The organism is Bacillus sp. FJAT-27245 (genome assembly GCF_001273955.1).
Lineage (GTDB): Bacteria > Bacillota > Bacilli > Bacillales > Cytobacillaceae > Bacillus_D.
Genome location: NZ_LIGI01000001.1, coordinates 1,693,009 through 1,706,440, shown reverse-complemented (window position 1 = coordinate 1,706,440; position 13,432 = coordinate 1,693,009). Strand labels below are relative to the sequence as shown.

Annotated in this window: 10 protein-coding genes; all 10 read right to left on the bottom strand. The window is 48.9% G+C overall.

Annotation, left to right across the window (positions count from 1 at the left end):
• The 10 genes from ADU24_RS08215 to fabD all read right to left on the bottom strand — a co-directional run bounded on the left by ADU24_RS08215 (position 1) and on the right by fabD (position 13,423).
• Positions 1-1,596, bottom strand: a complete 1,596-nt coding sequence (locus tag ADU24_RS08215; protein WP_053366168.1) for a hypothetical protein — start codon at positions 1,594-1,596, stop codon at positions 1-3.
• Positions 1,597-1,612: 16 nt separating this feature from the next.
• On the bottom strand, positions 1,613-2,443 hold the full coding sequence (locus ADU24_RS08210) for an ABC transporter permease (protein WP_053366167.1): 831 nt from the start codon (positions 2,441-2,443) through the stop codon (positions 1,613-1,615).
• Entirely contained in the window at positions 2,440-3,375 is a 936-nt protein-coding gene (locus ADU24_RS08205; RefSeq protein WP_053366166.1) for an ABC transporter ATP-binding protein, read from the bottom strand. The genes ADU24_RS08210 and ADU24_RS08205 overlap by 4 nt, the downstream gene beginning before the upstream one ends.
• A complete protein-coding gene (locus ADU24_RS08200) occupies positions 3,368-5,749 on the bottom strand; it encodes a hypothetical protein (protein WP_053366165.1) in 2,382 nt (793 codons plus the stop codon). The genes ADU24_RS08205 and ADU24_RS08200 overlap by 8 nt, the downstream gene beginning before the upstream one ends.
• Positions 5,750-5,912: 163 nt before the next feature.
• A complete protein-coding gene (gene ftsY, locus ADU24_RS08195) occupies positions 5,913-6,899 on the bottom strand; it encodes a signal recognition particle-docking protein FtsY (RefSeq protein ID WP_053366164.1) in 987 nt (328 codons plus the stop codon).
• A 17-nt stretch (positions 6,900-6,916) separates the two neighbouring features.
• On the bottom strand, positions 6,917-10,483 hold the full coding sequence (gene smc / locus ADU24_RS08190) for a chromosome segregation protein SMC (RefSeq protein WP_053366163.1): 3,567 nt from the start codon (positions 10,481-10,483) through the stop codon (positions 6,917-6,919).
• A 45-nt stretch (positions 10,484-10,528) separates the two neighbouring features.
• Positions 10,529-11,278, bottom strand: coding sequence for a ribonuclease III (gene rnc, locus ADU24_RS08185; protein WP_053366162.1), 750 nt, complete (start codon positions 11,276-11,278; stop codon positions 10,529-10,531).
• A 119-nt stretch (positions 11,279-11,397) separates the two neighbouring features.
• The gene (locus ADU24_RS08180; protein ID WP_043933362.1) at positions 11,398-11,631 is read right to left on the bottom strand and encodes an acyl carrier protein; all 234 of its coding nucleotides are present in this window, start codon (positions 11,629-11,631) and stop codon (positions 11,398-11,400) included.
• 104 nt (positions 11,632-11,735) lie between these two features.
• Positions 11,736-12,479, bottom strand: a complete 744-nt coding sequence (gene fabG, locus ADU24_RS08175) for a 3-oxoacyl-[acyl-carrier-protein] reductase (protein ID WP_053366161.1) — start codon at positions 12,477-12,479, stop codon at positions 11,736-11,738.
• Entirely contained in the window at positions 12,476-13,423 is a 948-nt protein-coding gene (fabD, locus tag ADU24_RS08170; RefSeq protein WP_053366160.1) for an ACP S-malonyltransferase, read from the bottom strand. The genes fabG and fabD overlap by 4 nt, the downstream gene beginning before the upstream one ends.
• Positions 13,424-13,432 lie beyond the last annotated feature (9 nt).

Here is a 13,432-nt window from a genome sequence, read left to right as displayed (position 1 = left end):
TCACTCCTTCTTGGGATCCAGATCAGAAAAGTAATTTTTAACGATATTCTCAAGGCCGCCTGGAAGCTTCATCCTGTCAAGGCTGTTTCGGTATGAATCGGCATATTCGCCATAAACTTCCTCATATGGCCGAATCGTCCCCCGCTGGACAGGTCCGTCGCTTTCATATTGGGATGTGTTTCCTTCCCCAAGCTTCCCAAAATCCGATTCCAGGTTTGTGTTGCCTCCTATTTTCTCAGGGATGGTCAAGAACTCCCTAGGTCCTTCTCCCAATCCGGCTCCTTTGCCAGGGTTGGCTCCTTGCCCGGCACTGCTGCCAGCCCCTTTCCCGCCGCCGGCTCCGGTCCCTTGCCCGGCCCCTGTTCCATCACCGGTCCCAGTTCCGTTTCCTTTCCCATTCCCGGAGCCGCTTCCTGGTGTTGAACTTTTATTCGGGCTGCTTCCGGACTGGGTACCGGCGTTGCCGCTGTTTAGCGGATCATTTTTTCCCTTGCCGCCTGCGGATGGTGCCTGGCCATTATGGATATTCTTTTCAGGTCCCATCGCGAGGGTTCCTCGCAATAAGCCTTTTGCGACCATTTCTCCTCGAAGCATTTGGCCTTGTTTTGTAACCGTATCCTGGAGGGCTGCCAGCTCTCTTAACTCATTTCCCGACTGGAATGACTCCTTAATTTTTTTTTGCAGGCTGTCGAGCTGTTTCCCTGAAAGTGCGCCGTCCGTACCGGCAAGTTTTTTCAAGGCTGCCGATTGGGCCGGGGTTCGCTGTGCGCCGTCCTTCGATAGCCGCCCTATTTCCGCCATAGCCTTTTCAACATCCTTTTCGGCAATGGCAGAAGCGAGTTTCTTAAGCCCTGCTTCCTCCATTTCAGTAATCAGAGATTCAAGCCCGGAATTTAGGTCTTTTTCCTTCAGTTCTTTCAGGACCAGCTCTTTCTTTTTTCGTTCGATTGTATTCAGGGCTTCTTCAGGAGTCCGGGCTTTTGCGAGTTCCTTCTTCAATTCTTCCAGCTCTTTTTTCGCAAGCGGATTTTTTTCCTTTTTCATTTGCGCGGAGATGTTTTCTTCCGCCTTTTTTACAATAGCTATTTCGGTTTTCCTCTTTTCGGCCAGCTCGATCTTTTTGTTGGGAAATTGTTCGAGTGACAGAGCCGCGGCAGCAAGCAGGATGCCTGCCGCTAACCATTTTGTGATGCGGTATTTCTTTTTCCGGGAAAGGACGCGAGCTTGTTCCCTTTTCATGTAGGAGACCGTTTCCTTGATGAGCAGTTTTTCTATGGGACCATCTTGATCTTGAAAGGAATGGGCGGCTATAACCCTGTCTTCCGGAACATAGCTGTTGTATAGCCCTGCCGCTTCCTTCCAGCCTGGCAAACGCCTTATAAAAAATAGAAACACGGAAAGGAAGGCAAGTATGGAACAAACTGCCGCAGCCTCGTAATAGTAAGGAAATACAACCATCCTTGCCAGAAGCAGTACAATCACACAGCCAGCGCCGGCCGATGCCAGCCCGTATTGCGCGGCTGCAAAAACCCTGGCCAGCCTAAGCTGCCGCTTTACCGGAGCCAAAAGCTTGAGAAACTGCCTTTTATCATCCATATCCGCCCACCCTCTTTTAACGTTTTGATCCTGCCTTCGGGCGCAATTTCCGGATGCTCATAAACATTGCGGCCGAAAAAAGAAGCGTATACGAAATCAGCTGTGCGGCCCATAAAGGAAACTGAATCCCGGTCTGCCTCCCTAGATCCTTCAACGCTCCCGGCTCAAAAATACCAAACAAAACGGCGAAGGGATTCAGCATTGCGAAGAAATATGATACCGGATTAAACCCTTGGGCTCCGTTGCTGAACTGCAAGGACACGAGCAAAAGGAAAGCTGTACCGGCTGCAAAAAACAGCGCGGTCCCATACGCTGAAATCATTGAAACAATTGTTTTCCGTATCAGGGTAGAATAAAGCACGCCAAAACTTCCAAATACGAAGATGATAAACATATAGTATCCGAGAACGGTCAGAAGCTGCAGCGGCGAGATGCCGCCAAACAGGAAAACGATGCTATAGATAGGCAGGCTCGCAAAAATCATCAGCATCAAAAACGAGACGGACGATACAAGCTTGCCGATGATGATGGCTCCCGAACTTTGCGTTGTGGTCAGGAGGATAGTAAGCGTCTGCTTCTCCCTTTCCCCACTGATGACTCCGGCTGTCAGCCCCGGAGTAATGAACAGGACCAGCCCCAGCTGGATGAAGGAAAGGACCATGAACATTATCCTGCTTGTATCGGGCCTTACATATGAGTTTCCCATCGATTGGGAATTAAGAAAGATGAAGCCGACCACGAAGATTGAAACAGCCAGCAAGTAGAACATGAGCCCGAGAAAACTTTTAAAGGAGCGGAACCTCAGTTTGTATTCCTTCAGCATAACCGGATTTAAAAACAGCCTCATGACAGTTCCACCCCCTTCGTCATTTCCATAAACACATCTTCAAGATTGGACTCAGCCTCCGCAAAGCTAATGACATGAATATCCGCGGCTATCGCCTGTTTTAAGAGAAGGAATTGGTCTTCATCCGTACCGGAGAAAACAAATTGCACCCTTTCCCCATCTTCGCTCTTTTCAAGGCGGCTGACTAGATGATGGTCCTCGAAGAATAATGCAGCCCTGTCAAGATTGCCATAATTTTTAACGGTAATTAGTTTCTCGCCCTGCAGCCTCCTTTGGATTTCAGCGACCGAACCTTGGGCGACGAGCCTCCCCTGGTCAATAATTCCGATTGTATCGCACATTTCCGAGAGCTCCGGCAATATATGGGATGAAATGAGGATTGTTTTCCCCATATTCTTCAATTCTTTCAGGATTTCCCGCATTTCCACCCTCGCCCGCGGATCAAGTCCGGATGCAGGCTCATCAAGGATCAGCACTTCTGGATCATGGATGAGCGACCTAGCAAGGCAAAGCCTTTGTTTCATCCCGCGTGAGAGAACGTCAACATACGAGTCCGCCTTATGGGACAGGTTGACGAGATCAAGAAGCTGGGGAATCAGTTTTGCCCTCTCCGGAGCAGGGATTCCATAGCTTGCTCCGTAAAAATCAAGATACTCGACAGCCTTCAGCTGATCATAGACTCCGAAGAAATCCGGCATATAGCCTATTTGCCTCCTGACTGCAGCGGGTTCCGCGGCAATGCTGCACCCATTTATATAGGCGGTTCCGGAGGTCGGCGCCAAAAGCGTCGCCAAAATTGAAAAGGTTGTTGATTTGCCCGCGCCGTTCTGGCCGACAAAGCCAAACACGGTCCCTTTATCGATTGTCAGCGTAAGGGAGTCAAGAGCGGTAAACCGGCCATACTTTTTTGTCAACTCAATTATCTCAATCATTTTCCACCGCTCCCTTGATTGTTACCGATGGCAAACGTACGGACGGGGCGCTTTGCCCTGTTTTTTCAATTCGTATCCTTATTTTCCCGTCTGAGGAAATGAATCTTTCAGGCCGGTCGGCAATGCTAGTCACCGGGCTTGCCAGACTCGTAAATTCCCCGCTCGTGGCATCTTTTATCGAAAAAGCTGCCTGGCCTTTATGGAGCATAATTGAAATTTCCTCAAACTTCTCAGTTCCCGTGGATAACTGCTGGGGCAAATGAAGAATGTACTCATATACACCATCTTCGAGGAATGCCTCTCTTCCTTCAGGCGGCAAGTCGATGTTCCCACCTTTAATCGGAATTAAATCGAACGAAAGGGAATCTTCATTAATTGAGAAAGCGCCGTTAAATTCCCCGGGAACTTCCACATCCTGAAAGATAAGCGAAATGCTGGTGATTTTTTCTTTTTTATTCACGAGGTCGGCATTCATTACCTGGTCTTTTGTAACGCCATACACAATTGGCTTGTTTTTCTCTCTGGATTGATTGTACAGAAAGCTGACCCCCTCATTCTCAAGCCGGGCTTTCTTCATTTTTTCTATTTCCTTTCCATAAAAGCCGGGACCCTGGTAACCATTCCCTGCGAAACTTGGCCCTAATAAGTATTTAATGTTGAGTGCGTGATTCACTTTTATCACCGACCCTTTTTTCAGAGGTCCCAGCTCGACCTTTTTCATACCGGACAAGAAATAAACGTTATCAAAATCGTACGGAAAATGGTTTTCAATGGTTCCTGTAATGTTCCCGCCGGCATAATGGAAATCTGTCCTGAATTCGCCCGCCTGTTCAATTGAAGCAGTCCCGTACAATATCCTCGTTGACCAATATTCTACATTCCGGAAGGTAGCGTGGTCCTTTTCCCTTCCTTTTTCCATAACCGCGAATCGCTCGGGGGCTGAAGCAGGGCTAAAAGAAGATCCGGGGATGCCATTGAACTCGCCGCCCTTGAAAGAAAACGTATAATCACCGCCGGTATTGGATAAAAGCGAAACAGCTTCAATTCCGTTCAGCCGGCCGCCGAAAGCTTTATATACTCCCATTTGGCTAACCTGGGGGGTTGCAATCCTATCCTTCGCGCCAATTGCAAAGATCGCAGCCGAGCACACAAGTGCAAACGTTGGGACAACCCACCAGGCATGTTCCCGCCGGTCCATCCTCTTTAAAAGGAAATAAAGGGCGGGCCCAGCAAGCAACACATAAAATACAAGCATCAAGGCAATTTGTCCGGTTGAAAACTGGACAGACGGAAAGTACTCGTTTACATCGGCGACAATTGAATAGTAATTGTCATAAGGATTGAAATTTCCCGGCATATTGTTTCCCGCTTTTAATGGCCGCGCTTTCGCCAGAATCGAGGAAAACCATTCGCCATACCCCTTCCAGGATGAAAGGGGTTCCTCGCCGGCCGAGAATGCGGTTTGCCAAATTTCGCCGTTCCCCACTCCTTTTTTTGCGACTATCGGCGTTTCTCCGAGCTTCAGGACCACTTCCGCGCCCTGTGCCACTGAACCAAAGTAAGCGGGTACGGATTTGAACTTATCACCCGGATTGATGGAGCTTTCCAATCCGGTAAGGTCGGCCCTGGATTCTCTGCTTGTTTCCATTGGAAGTTCGCCGTAAAGCTTGCCATACGCCTGGGCCATATTCGGTGCTCCGCCGGCAATCAAAATCCCCCCGCTTTTCACCCATGCAAGGAGTGCTTCTTGCTGGGCTGGTTTCAGGCTTGAAACCGGAAACCCATCAAGCAGGATGTAATCGAAAAACTCAAGTCCGGACTGTTCCTCAGGTATGGCCTGGCCCCCAAGGATGACCGTTTCGATTTTACTGTCGGCCGGCAGCCCTTTCAGCTCCTTTAGCCGATCTGGTTCCTCGCTAAGGATGCCGAGCGTTTTCCATGATTGGACGCTATATTTCATAGCCAGTGTTTTTGAGCCCTGGAAAGCGGCTTCCTTGCCGTTTTTCCAGCTGCCTTTATAAAGAAAGATGTTTCTGTTGGCAGGATTCCCATACTGGCCTTCATCGGAAACGCCGGGAAGTGAAACAGTGTACGTTTTTTTACTCCCTTTCGGCACATCGATATGGATGGCCCTTGCACCTGATGAACTGTATGTTGGATAAAAATTGATGAGCATGTCGCCCTGGAAATCGTCGCCGCTGTTTTCAACAGTAATCGAGACCGGAAAGCCCCTGCCAATTTTCACATAACCATCAAAACCGGTTTTTGTAGTAATCTTGATTCCGTCCACGGCTGCCGAAGCAGGGAATGGGATAAAAGAAAATATAAGTAAAACGATTAGAACAAGAACCCATTTTCCGTTTTTCCGAGCCAAATTGATTCCCCCTAGAGATTCCTTACTAGATTAGACGTATGTTCTTTCCTTTTTGCTCCACTATTAACCAACTAACTTGGTGTAATTTTACACTTTCCATTAATAAAGAGCAATCACAAAAAAACAGTACCGCACTCATTTGCGATACTGTTCAACTAGCTGCCTATTCAGTTTTGTCAACCTGGTCGGCAAAAAGGCCATACACATATTGTTCGGGGTCGAATTCCTGAAGATCATCCATTTTTTCGCCAAGGCCGACAAATTTTACAGGGATTTGCAATTCATTTCGGATTGCGAGGACAATACCGCCCTTTGCAGTCCCATCGAGTTTCGAAAGGACGATGCCCGTCACATCCGTTGCTTCCTTGAACGTCTTTGCCTGGATTAGCGCGTTTTGCCCGGTTGTCGCATCCAGTACCAATAGCACTTCATGCGGCGCCCCCGGGATTTCCCTTTCGATGACCCGCTTCACCTTTTCAAGTTCTTTCATTAGATTCACTTTATTCTGGAGCCGGCCGGCCGTATCACAGAGAAGGATATCCGCTTTTCGCGATTTCGCCGCCTGGATTGCGTCGAACATGACGGCGGCGGGATCCGAACCCTCGGCTTGCTTTATGACAGCGGCGCCGACACGGTCGCCCCACACTTCAAGCTGGTCAATTGCCCCGGCCCGGAACGTATCGCCCGCCGCAAGCAATACGGTCTTTCCTTCCGAAATGAATTTGTGGGCAAGCTTCCCAATCGTCGTCGTTTTTCCTACTCCGTTGACGCCAACGAAGAGAATGACCGTTAAGCCCGAATCCTGGATATTCAGCTTGGGAGATTCATTTCCTCCTGCATTGTAAATGTCGACAAGCTTTTCCGAGATGACATTCTGGACTTCGGCCGGGTCGCTAATATTTCTGCGCTTTACCTCAAGCTTTAACTGATCGATCAATTCCATTACAGTATCAAAGCCGACATCCGCCTGGATCAGGATTTCTTCAAGCTCTTCGAAAAAATCCTCATCCACTTTGCGGTACCGTGCAACTAGGTCATTGACCTTTCCGGAAAAGCTGTTCCGCGTTTTCGAAAGCCCTTCCCTGAATTTATCCGTTACACTATCCGTCTGCCTTGTAATCGTTTCTTTTAATTTTTTGAAAAAACTCATTTCAACACGTCCTTGTTTTATGTTTCAACCAGCTCTTTCGTTTCCTCAAGCCTTACAGAAACAAGCTTGGAAACACCCGATTCCTGCATGGTTACGCCGTAAAGCACATCCGCTTCCTCCATCGTCCCTTTCCGGTGGGTAATGACGATGAACTGGGTCTCTGTACTGTAGCGCTTCAAATATTGGCTGAAGCGATACACATTCGCCTCATCAAGCGCCGCTTCCACCTCATCGAGGATGCAGAATGGCACGGGGCGGACCTTGAGGATTGAAAACAGCAGCGCGATAGCTGTCAGTGCCCTTTCACCCCCGGATAGAAGCCCTAGGTTTTGAAGCTTCTTCCCCGGAGGCTGGGCGACAATTTCAACCCCAGTATGCAAAAGATTATCGGGATCAGTTAACCGTAAATCCGCGCGGCCGCCTCCGAACAATGCCTTGAAGACAGGCTCGAAATGCATGCGGATAGCTGAGAATGTTTCTTCGAATCTCTTTATCATCTCTTCATCCATTTCGCTGATTACAAGATGGAGAGTATCTTTCGCTTCCTGAAGGTCATTTTTTTGCTCCAGCAAGAACTCATAGCGCTCCGATACACGGTCATATTCCTCGATGGCTCCGAGATTAACCGTTCCAAGCTCCTCAATGCCCCGCTTAATGAGCTTAACCTTCCTTCTCGCTTCATCAGGCGGAAGGAGGAGTGGATGGTTTTCCTTCGCCCCTTCAAACGTAAGCAAATACTCTTCCCGAAGATGGGAAAGTTTATTCTCCAGTTCAACATCGAGCCGGTTCAGCTTTACTTCCTCGTCGCGTAGCGCTTCCGCCATCCCTTTATGCAGCCTTCTGATCTCTTTCGCCGCGGCTTCCGACTGCTCAAGTTCTGTAGAAAGATGGAGCCTTTCTTCCCGGCGAGCGGAAATCAGCTTCAGTGTATTTTCCTTGTCCTTTTGCTTTTCAGCGGCGGCGGCAAGGAGGAGCTCTTCGCCTGATAGGCTGCCATCCATTTCGGAAACAAGAAGGCCAAAGTCCTCCTTCTGCACTTCCAGCTTAGACGAAACCCCTTCAAGTTCTTCCGACACCCGGTTAACTTGTTCCATTGCATAAAGATATTGTTCGTTTTTCGCTGCGAATTCAACCTTGAGGCTGTTGATTTCCTCTGAAACCGCTTCTCTGGATGTAAGGGCCTTTGCCTTTTGCTCGGACAGCCTGGCGATTTCAACGTCAAGCGATTGAATTTTCTCCCTTGCGCCATCGAGCGCACTATCAAGTTCGGTTTTCCTTGACAGCAGCCTTTCCCTGTCCTCGGTGATTTGGCTTTTTTCCATATCATAAATGGCCAGGCGGTCGCTAATATTTTTCAATTCAAGCTCGGCTTCCCTGAGTGCACCTTTCAAACGCTGCTCCTCAAGGCGTTTTCCTTCACCGGTTTCCCTCAACTCTTCAAGCAGCCCTTCCGTTTCCTTTACACTTGCTTTCAGGGCTTTAACTTCCTCTTCAAGCTGGGACGTTTTTTCTTCCATACCACCAAGCTTCGCCTTTATTTCATCCAGTTCGGTTTTTCTGCTCAAAAGGCTTGTCGCGTTTTGTTTCGCTGCCCCGCCTGTCATCGATCCTCCGGCGTTAACGACATCCCCCTCAAGGGTAACAACCCTCATCCTGTATTGAAGGGAGCGGGCAATTTCGTTCGCGCCTTTCAGGTCGCTGGCAATCAATACATTGCCCAAAAGGTTTTCAATGACATTCTTGTATTTATCGTTGAATTCGACAAGACCGGATGCGGTCCCGATAAAGGAAGGATGCTGCCTGGCCACATCAAGCTGGGACTGTGCCGCGAATTTGCTTTTAATAACACTAAGCGGAAGGAATGTCGCCCGGCCAGAGGAATTCCTTTTTAAAAATTGGATTGCCTCACGTGCGCTCTGTTCCGTGTCGACAATAATATGCTGAAGGGCGCCGCCTAGTGCGGTTTCAATTGCCGCCTGATACTCTTTTGGCACATGGACGACCTCGGCAACCGCGCCTTCGATTCCATTCAGCTTTGTCCCGCGCGCCTTTAATACTTCCTTAACTCCCTGGAAAAAGCCGTTGTAGCCTTCCTCCATTTCCTCAAGCATCTCTTTTCTCGATTTCGCCTGCTGGAGGAACTGATATGCCTGATACAGCATTTTTTCCTGCTTCTGATAGTTGGCGTTAACTGTTTCAAGGTGCCGTTTGTTTTTTAAAAATTCCTGCACCTGGGATTCCAGTTCTTTAGCCACTGATTCGAGTTCCGCCGTGATCGCTTCGACCTTATTCGCCGCATTGGCGCGTTGTTCGAGGAATCGCCCATTCTCTTCATCAAGCCTCGCACTCTTCCTGTCAAGCTGTTCCAGCTGCTGAAGCACGAGCTTCGTTTCGTTCCGGGCTCCCGCCTGTGCGTTCAACTCTTCAATGTATTCGCTTTTCAGCGCCTCGATTTTATCATCGGCATTTTCGCTGAGAAGAACTAGTTCCCCCTGTTTCGCTTTAAGTTTCTCCTGCAGTCGGGATGCTTCGTTTCCGAGCGATTTGGCTGATGACAAAAGCTTTTCCCGCTCTGTTTCAAGCGCTTCTTTTTTATCGGAAAGTTCCTTTATGCTTTCTTCTAGCTGCTTTTTGTTTTGCGTGGCGTTCTTCTTTCGTTCCTTCAGGACTTCTTTCCTGCCTTCAAGCTTTTCGAGTTCCTCGCTCGCATGGAGAAGGACTGTTTGCAGGTCGCTAATCGACTCATCCACCGCGGCAATACGGTCACGAGCCTGCTCGATTTCCGCTTCCTTTTTCTGAAGGGAGGCGGACAGTTTGACTTCCTCCGACTTATGTACGTCAAGAAGTCGGGAAAGCTCTTCCCATTTGCCGTGCAGTTCCTCAATTTCATAAACGGTCAGGGCGACCTCAATTTTCTCCAGCTCATCCTTCTTTTCCTGGTAATCACGGGCGATTGATGCCTGAATTTTCAGAGGCTCTACCTGGCTCTCCAATTCATGGAGGATGTCCGTAACCCTGTTCAGGTTGTCCTGTGTCTCCGCCAGCTTGCTTTCAGCTTTTTTCTTTCGCTGCTTATATTTCAGGACGCCAGCTGCTTCCTCAAAAATACTTCGACGCTCCTCCGCCTTGCTGTTCAGGATTTCTTCAACTTTGCCCTGGCTGATAATTGAAAAAGCTTCACGGCCAAGGCCAGAATCCATGAAAAGATCAACGATATCCTTGAGCCTGCATGGTTGCTTGTTGATCAGGAATTCACTCTCACCAGACCTGAACACCCGCCTTGTTACACTAACCTCATTATAATCAATCGCAAGGCGCTGATCTTCGTTATCAAGGGTTAGCGTTACCTCTGCGAAATTTAGCGGCTTGCGGGAATCGCTTCCTGCGAAAATGATATCTTCCATTTTTGTTCCGCGAAGGGATTTGGCCGATTGCTCGCCAAGCACCCACCGGATTGCATCGATGACATTGCTTTTTCCACTTCCGTTTGGCCCGACCACAGCCGTGACACCGGGGACGAAATCGACGCCTATCCGTTCGGCAAAGGATTTGAAACCTACAACATCGAGCCGTTTTAAATACACTGCCTGCTTCCTCCTCTTGCTAATGCCGGTTTTCTGTACCCTCTTCTAGCTGTCCCCCTGCTTAAGCCTAAGCTGTGTAAGAGCCATTTGCGCGGCCAGCTGTTCCGCTTCTTTCTTTGAGCGGCCGGTCCCGACTCCGAGCTCATCTCCGTTAAGGGAAACCCGGGATACAAATTCCCTGTTATGGGCAGGGCCCTTTTCCTGAAGTACCTTGTACTCGATTGTTCCGGTGCCGTCACGCTGCACATATTCCTGCAGCTGGCTTTTATAGTCCATGACATGGGAAAATGCGCCCGAATCGATTTTTGGGAAAATTGTTTTTTCCAGAAATCCGACTACGCTGTCAATCCCCTTGTCAAGATACAACGCTCCGATAAAGGCCTCGAACACATCCGCGAGCAATGCGGGACGGGTTCGCCCACCGGTCATTTCCTCGCCTTTTCCAAGTAAAATAAGCTTTCCGAATGAAAGTTCATTTGCAAAAGACACCAAGGATGGCTCACAGACAATCGCTGCGCGGAGCTTTGTCAGCTCCCCCTCGCTCATCATTGGATATTTTTTAAAAAGGAACTTTGATACGGTCAATTCAAGCACGGCATCACCCAGGAATTCAAGCCTTTCATTGTCTTCAAAAAGCTTCCTGCGATGCTCGTTCACATAGGATGAATGGGTAAAGGCCTGTTTCAGCAACTTTTCATCCGTAAATTGAATGCCAATCCTGGCCTGGAATTCTTTAAATAGATTTTCTTTTGCGCGAGCCGCCACAGTTTCTCGTTCATTATTGTTTTTGCGCATATGTCTCCACCTTGCTTCATCATTCTTCTTTGGGATGCCATTCTTTAATGGAAAACCTCGGGTAGTTCTATAATACAGAAGAAAGCTCCGTTTGAAAACGGAGCCCGAGAAACCTGCGATTAATTTTTGCTATTTATGTAGTTAACAGCATCTCCTACTGTGCCGATTTTCTCAGCATCATCGTCAGAAATCTCCATATCGAACTCATCTTCCAATTCCATAACAAGTTCAACTACATCCAGGGAATCTGCGCCAAGATCATCTTTAAAGGAAGCTTCAAGTGTTACTTGGGATTCATCAACACCGAGGCGGTCCACAATAATCTTTGTTACGCGTTCTAATACTTCTGCCATGCTTGTCACCTCCCCTCAAGCTATTATAGTGCATTTCAAAATAGGGGTAAAGCGAAACCGGGATGTTTTTTTACCCGAAAAATACCCGTACTTACAACCTTTTATTACATGACCATGCCGCCATCGATATGGAGTGTCTGCCCGGTCATATAGGAGGAATCCTCCGAGGCCAGGAACACAACCGCCTTGGCAATATCGGAAGGCTCTCCGAAACGGGCGAGCGGGATCTGTTTTAGCATTTCCGCTTTTACTTCCTCAGTCAGCTTGTCCGTCATATCGGTCGTGATAAATCCAGGAGCAATCGCGTTTACAGTAATATTCCGCGATGAAAGTTCCTTTGCCGCCGTCTTTGTGAGGCCGATGACGCCCGCTTTCGCTGCCACATAGTTAGCTTGCCCAGGATTCCCGCTTACCCCCACAATCGAGGCGATATTGATAATGCGGCCGCTCCGCTGCTTCATCATTTGGCGGGTAACGGCTTTCGTGCAAAGGAATACGCCTTTGAGGTTGATATTTATAACATCATCCCATTCGGATTCTTTCATTCTCATCAAAAGGTTGTCGCGTGTAATGCCCGCGTTGTTGACGAGAATATCAAGGGATCCGAACCGTTCAGTTGTTTCTTTGACCATGGCAGCTACAGCATCAGGATTGGAGACATCGCCCTGGATTGCGAAGGCATCGCGTCCCAGGGCTTTTATTTCTTCCGCTGCCTCATTTGCTTTCGCTTCACTGCCGGCATAATTGATGACAACATTCGCGCCTTGCCTTGCGAGCTCAAGGGCGATTTCCCTGCCTATTCCCCGTGATGCACCGGTAACAAGCGCCGTTTTTCCTTCAAGCTTCATTGTTTTTCCTCCTTAAGGGCAGCAATGGTTTCCATGCAGCTCTGTTCATCGGAAACTGAATAGGTTTTGACGTCCCGGCTTATCTTTTTCACGAGACCACCGAGCACCTTCCCAGGGCCGAACTCGATAAACGTGTCGACGCCGAGTTCGATCATTTTCCGGACAGAATCTTCCCATAATACCGGGGAATAGAGTTGCTTTACCAGGTTTGACTTAATTGTTTCGGCATTTTGCATAGGCATTGCGTCTGCGTTCGCGATGACTGGCACGGATGCGTCCTTGATGTGGGCGCCGTTAAGGACATCGCTCAGCTTTTGAGCGGCGGGTTCCATCAAGCTTGAATGGAATGGCCCACTTACCTCTAGGGGCAAGACTCTTTTCGCTCCTGCTTCCTTCGCCTTTTCGCCTGCCAGCCTAACTCCGTCCGCAGTACCGGAGATGACGATTTGTCCTGGGCAATTAATATTCGCAAGTTGAACAGGATATCCTTCTGCAGTAACAGCCGCTACTGCTTCAGCTAAAGGACCGCGCTCAAGGCCAAGTACCGCCGCCATTGTCCCCAGCCCATCTGGAACTGCCGCTTCCATGAATTCTCCCCGTTTCCTAACGATGGAGACACCTTCTTCAAACGAAATGGCTCCAGCGGCAACAAGGGCTGAATATTCACCGAGGCTGTGTCCGGCGGCATAATCGGCCTCAATACCTGATTCACGGAACAAATCGAGAAGCGCCGTGCTGCTCGTCAGCAAAGCGGGCTGGGCGTTGACTGTTTTGGTCAGCACTTCCTTTGGGCCCTCAAACATTATTTCCGACAGGCTGTAGCCCAAAAGCTCGTCCGCCTTATTGAATAAGGTTCTGCTTTTTTCATGATTCCCGGCAAGTTCTTTTCCCATCCCAACCGTCTGGGATCCCTGCCCCGGAAAGATAAACGCGATTTTTCCCATTGAAGCACC

What these genes read in the sequence shown, in the direction of transcription:
- ADU24_RS08215 (WP_053366168.1), bottom strand. Translation starts at nt 1,596, where the DNA reads ATGGATGATAAAAGGCAGTTTCTCAAGCTTTTGGCTCCGGTAAAGCGG.
- ADU24_RS08210 (WP_053366167.1), bottom strand. Translation starts at nt 2,443, where the DNA reads ATGAGGCTGTTTTTAAATCCGGTTATGCTGAAGGAATACAAACTGAGG.
- ADU24_RS08205 (WP_053366166.1), bottom strand. Translation starts at nt 3,375, where the DNA reads ATGATTGAGATAATTGAGTTGACAAAAAAGTATGGCCGGTTTACCGCT.
- ftsY (WP_053366164.1), bottom strand. Translation starts at nt 6,899, where the DNA reads ATGAGTTTTTTCAAAAAATTAAAAGAAACGATTACAAGGCAGACGGAT.
- rnc (WP_053366162.1), bottom strand. Translation starts at nt 11,278, where the DNA reads ATGCGCAAAAACAATAATGAACGAGAAACTGTGGCGGCTCGCGCAAAA.
- ADU24_RS08180 (WP_043933362.1), bottom strand. Translation starts at nt 11,631, where the DNA reads ATGGCAGAAGTATTAGAACGCGTAACAAAGATTATTGTGGACCGCCTC.
- fabG (WP_053366161.1), bottom strand. Translation starts at nt 12,479, where the DNA reads ATGAAGCTTGAAGGAAAAACGGCGCTTGTTACCGGTGCATCACGGGGA.
- fabD (WP_053366160.1), bottom strand. Translation starts at nt 13,423, where the DNA reads ATGGGAAAAATCGCGTTTATCTTTCCGGGGCAGGGATCCCAGACGGTT.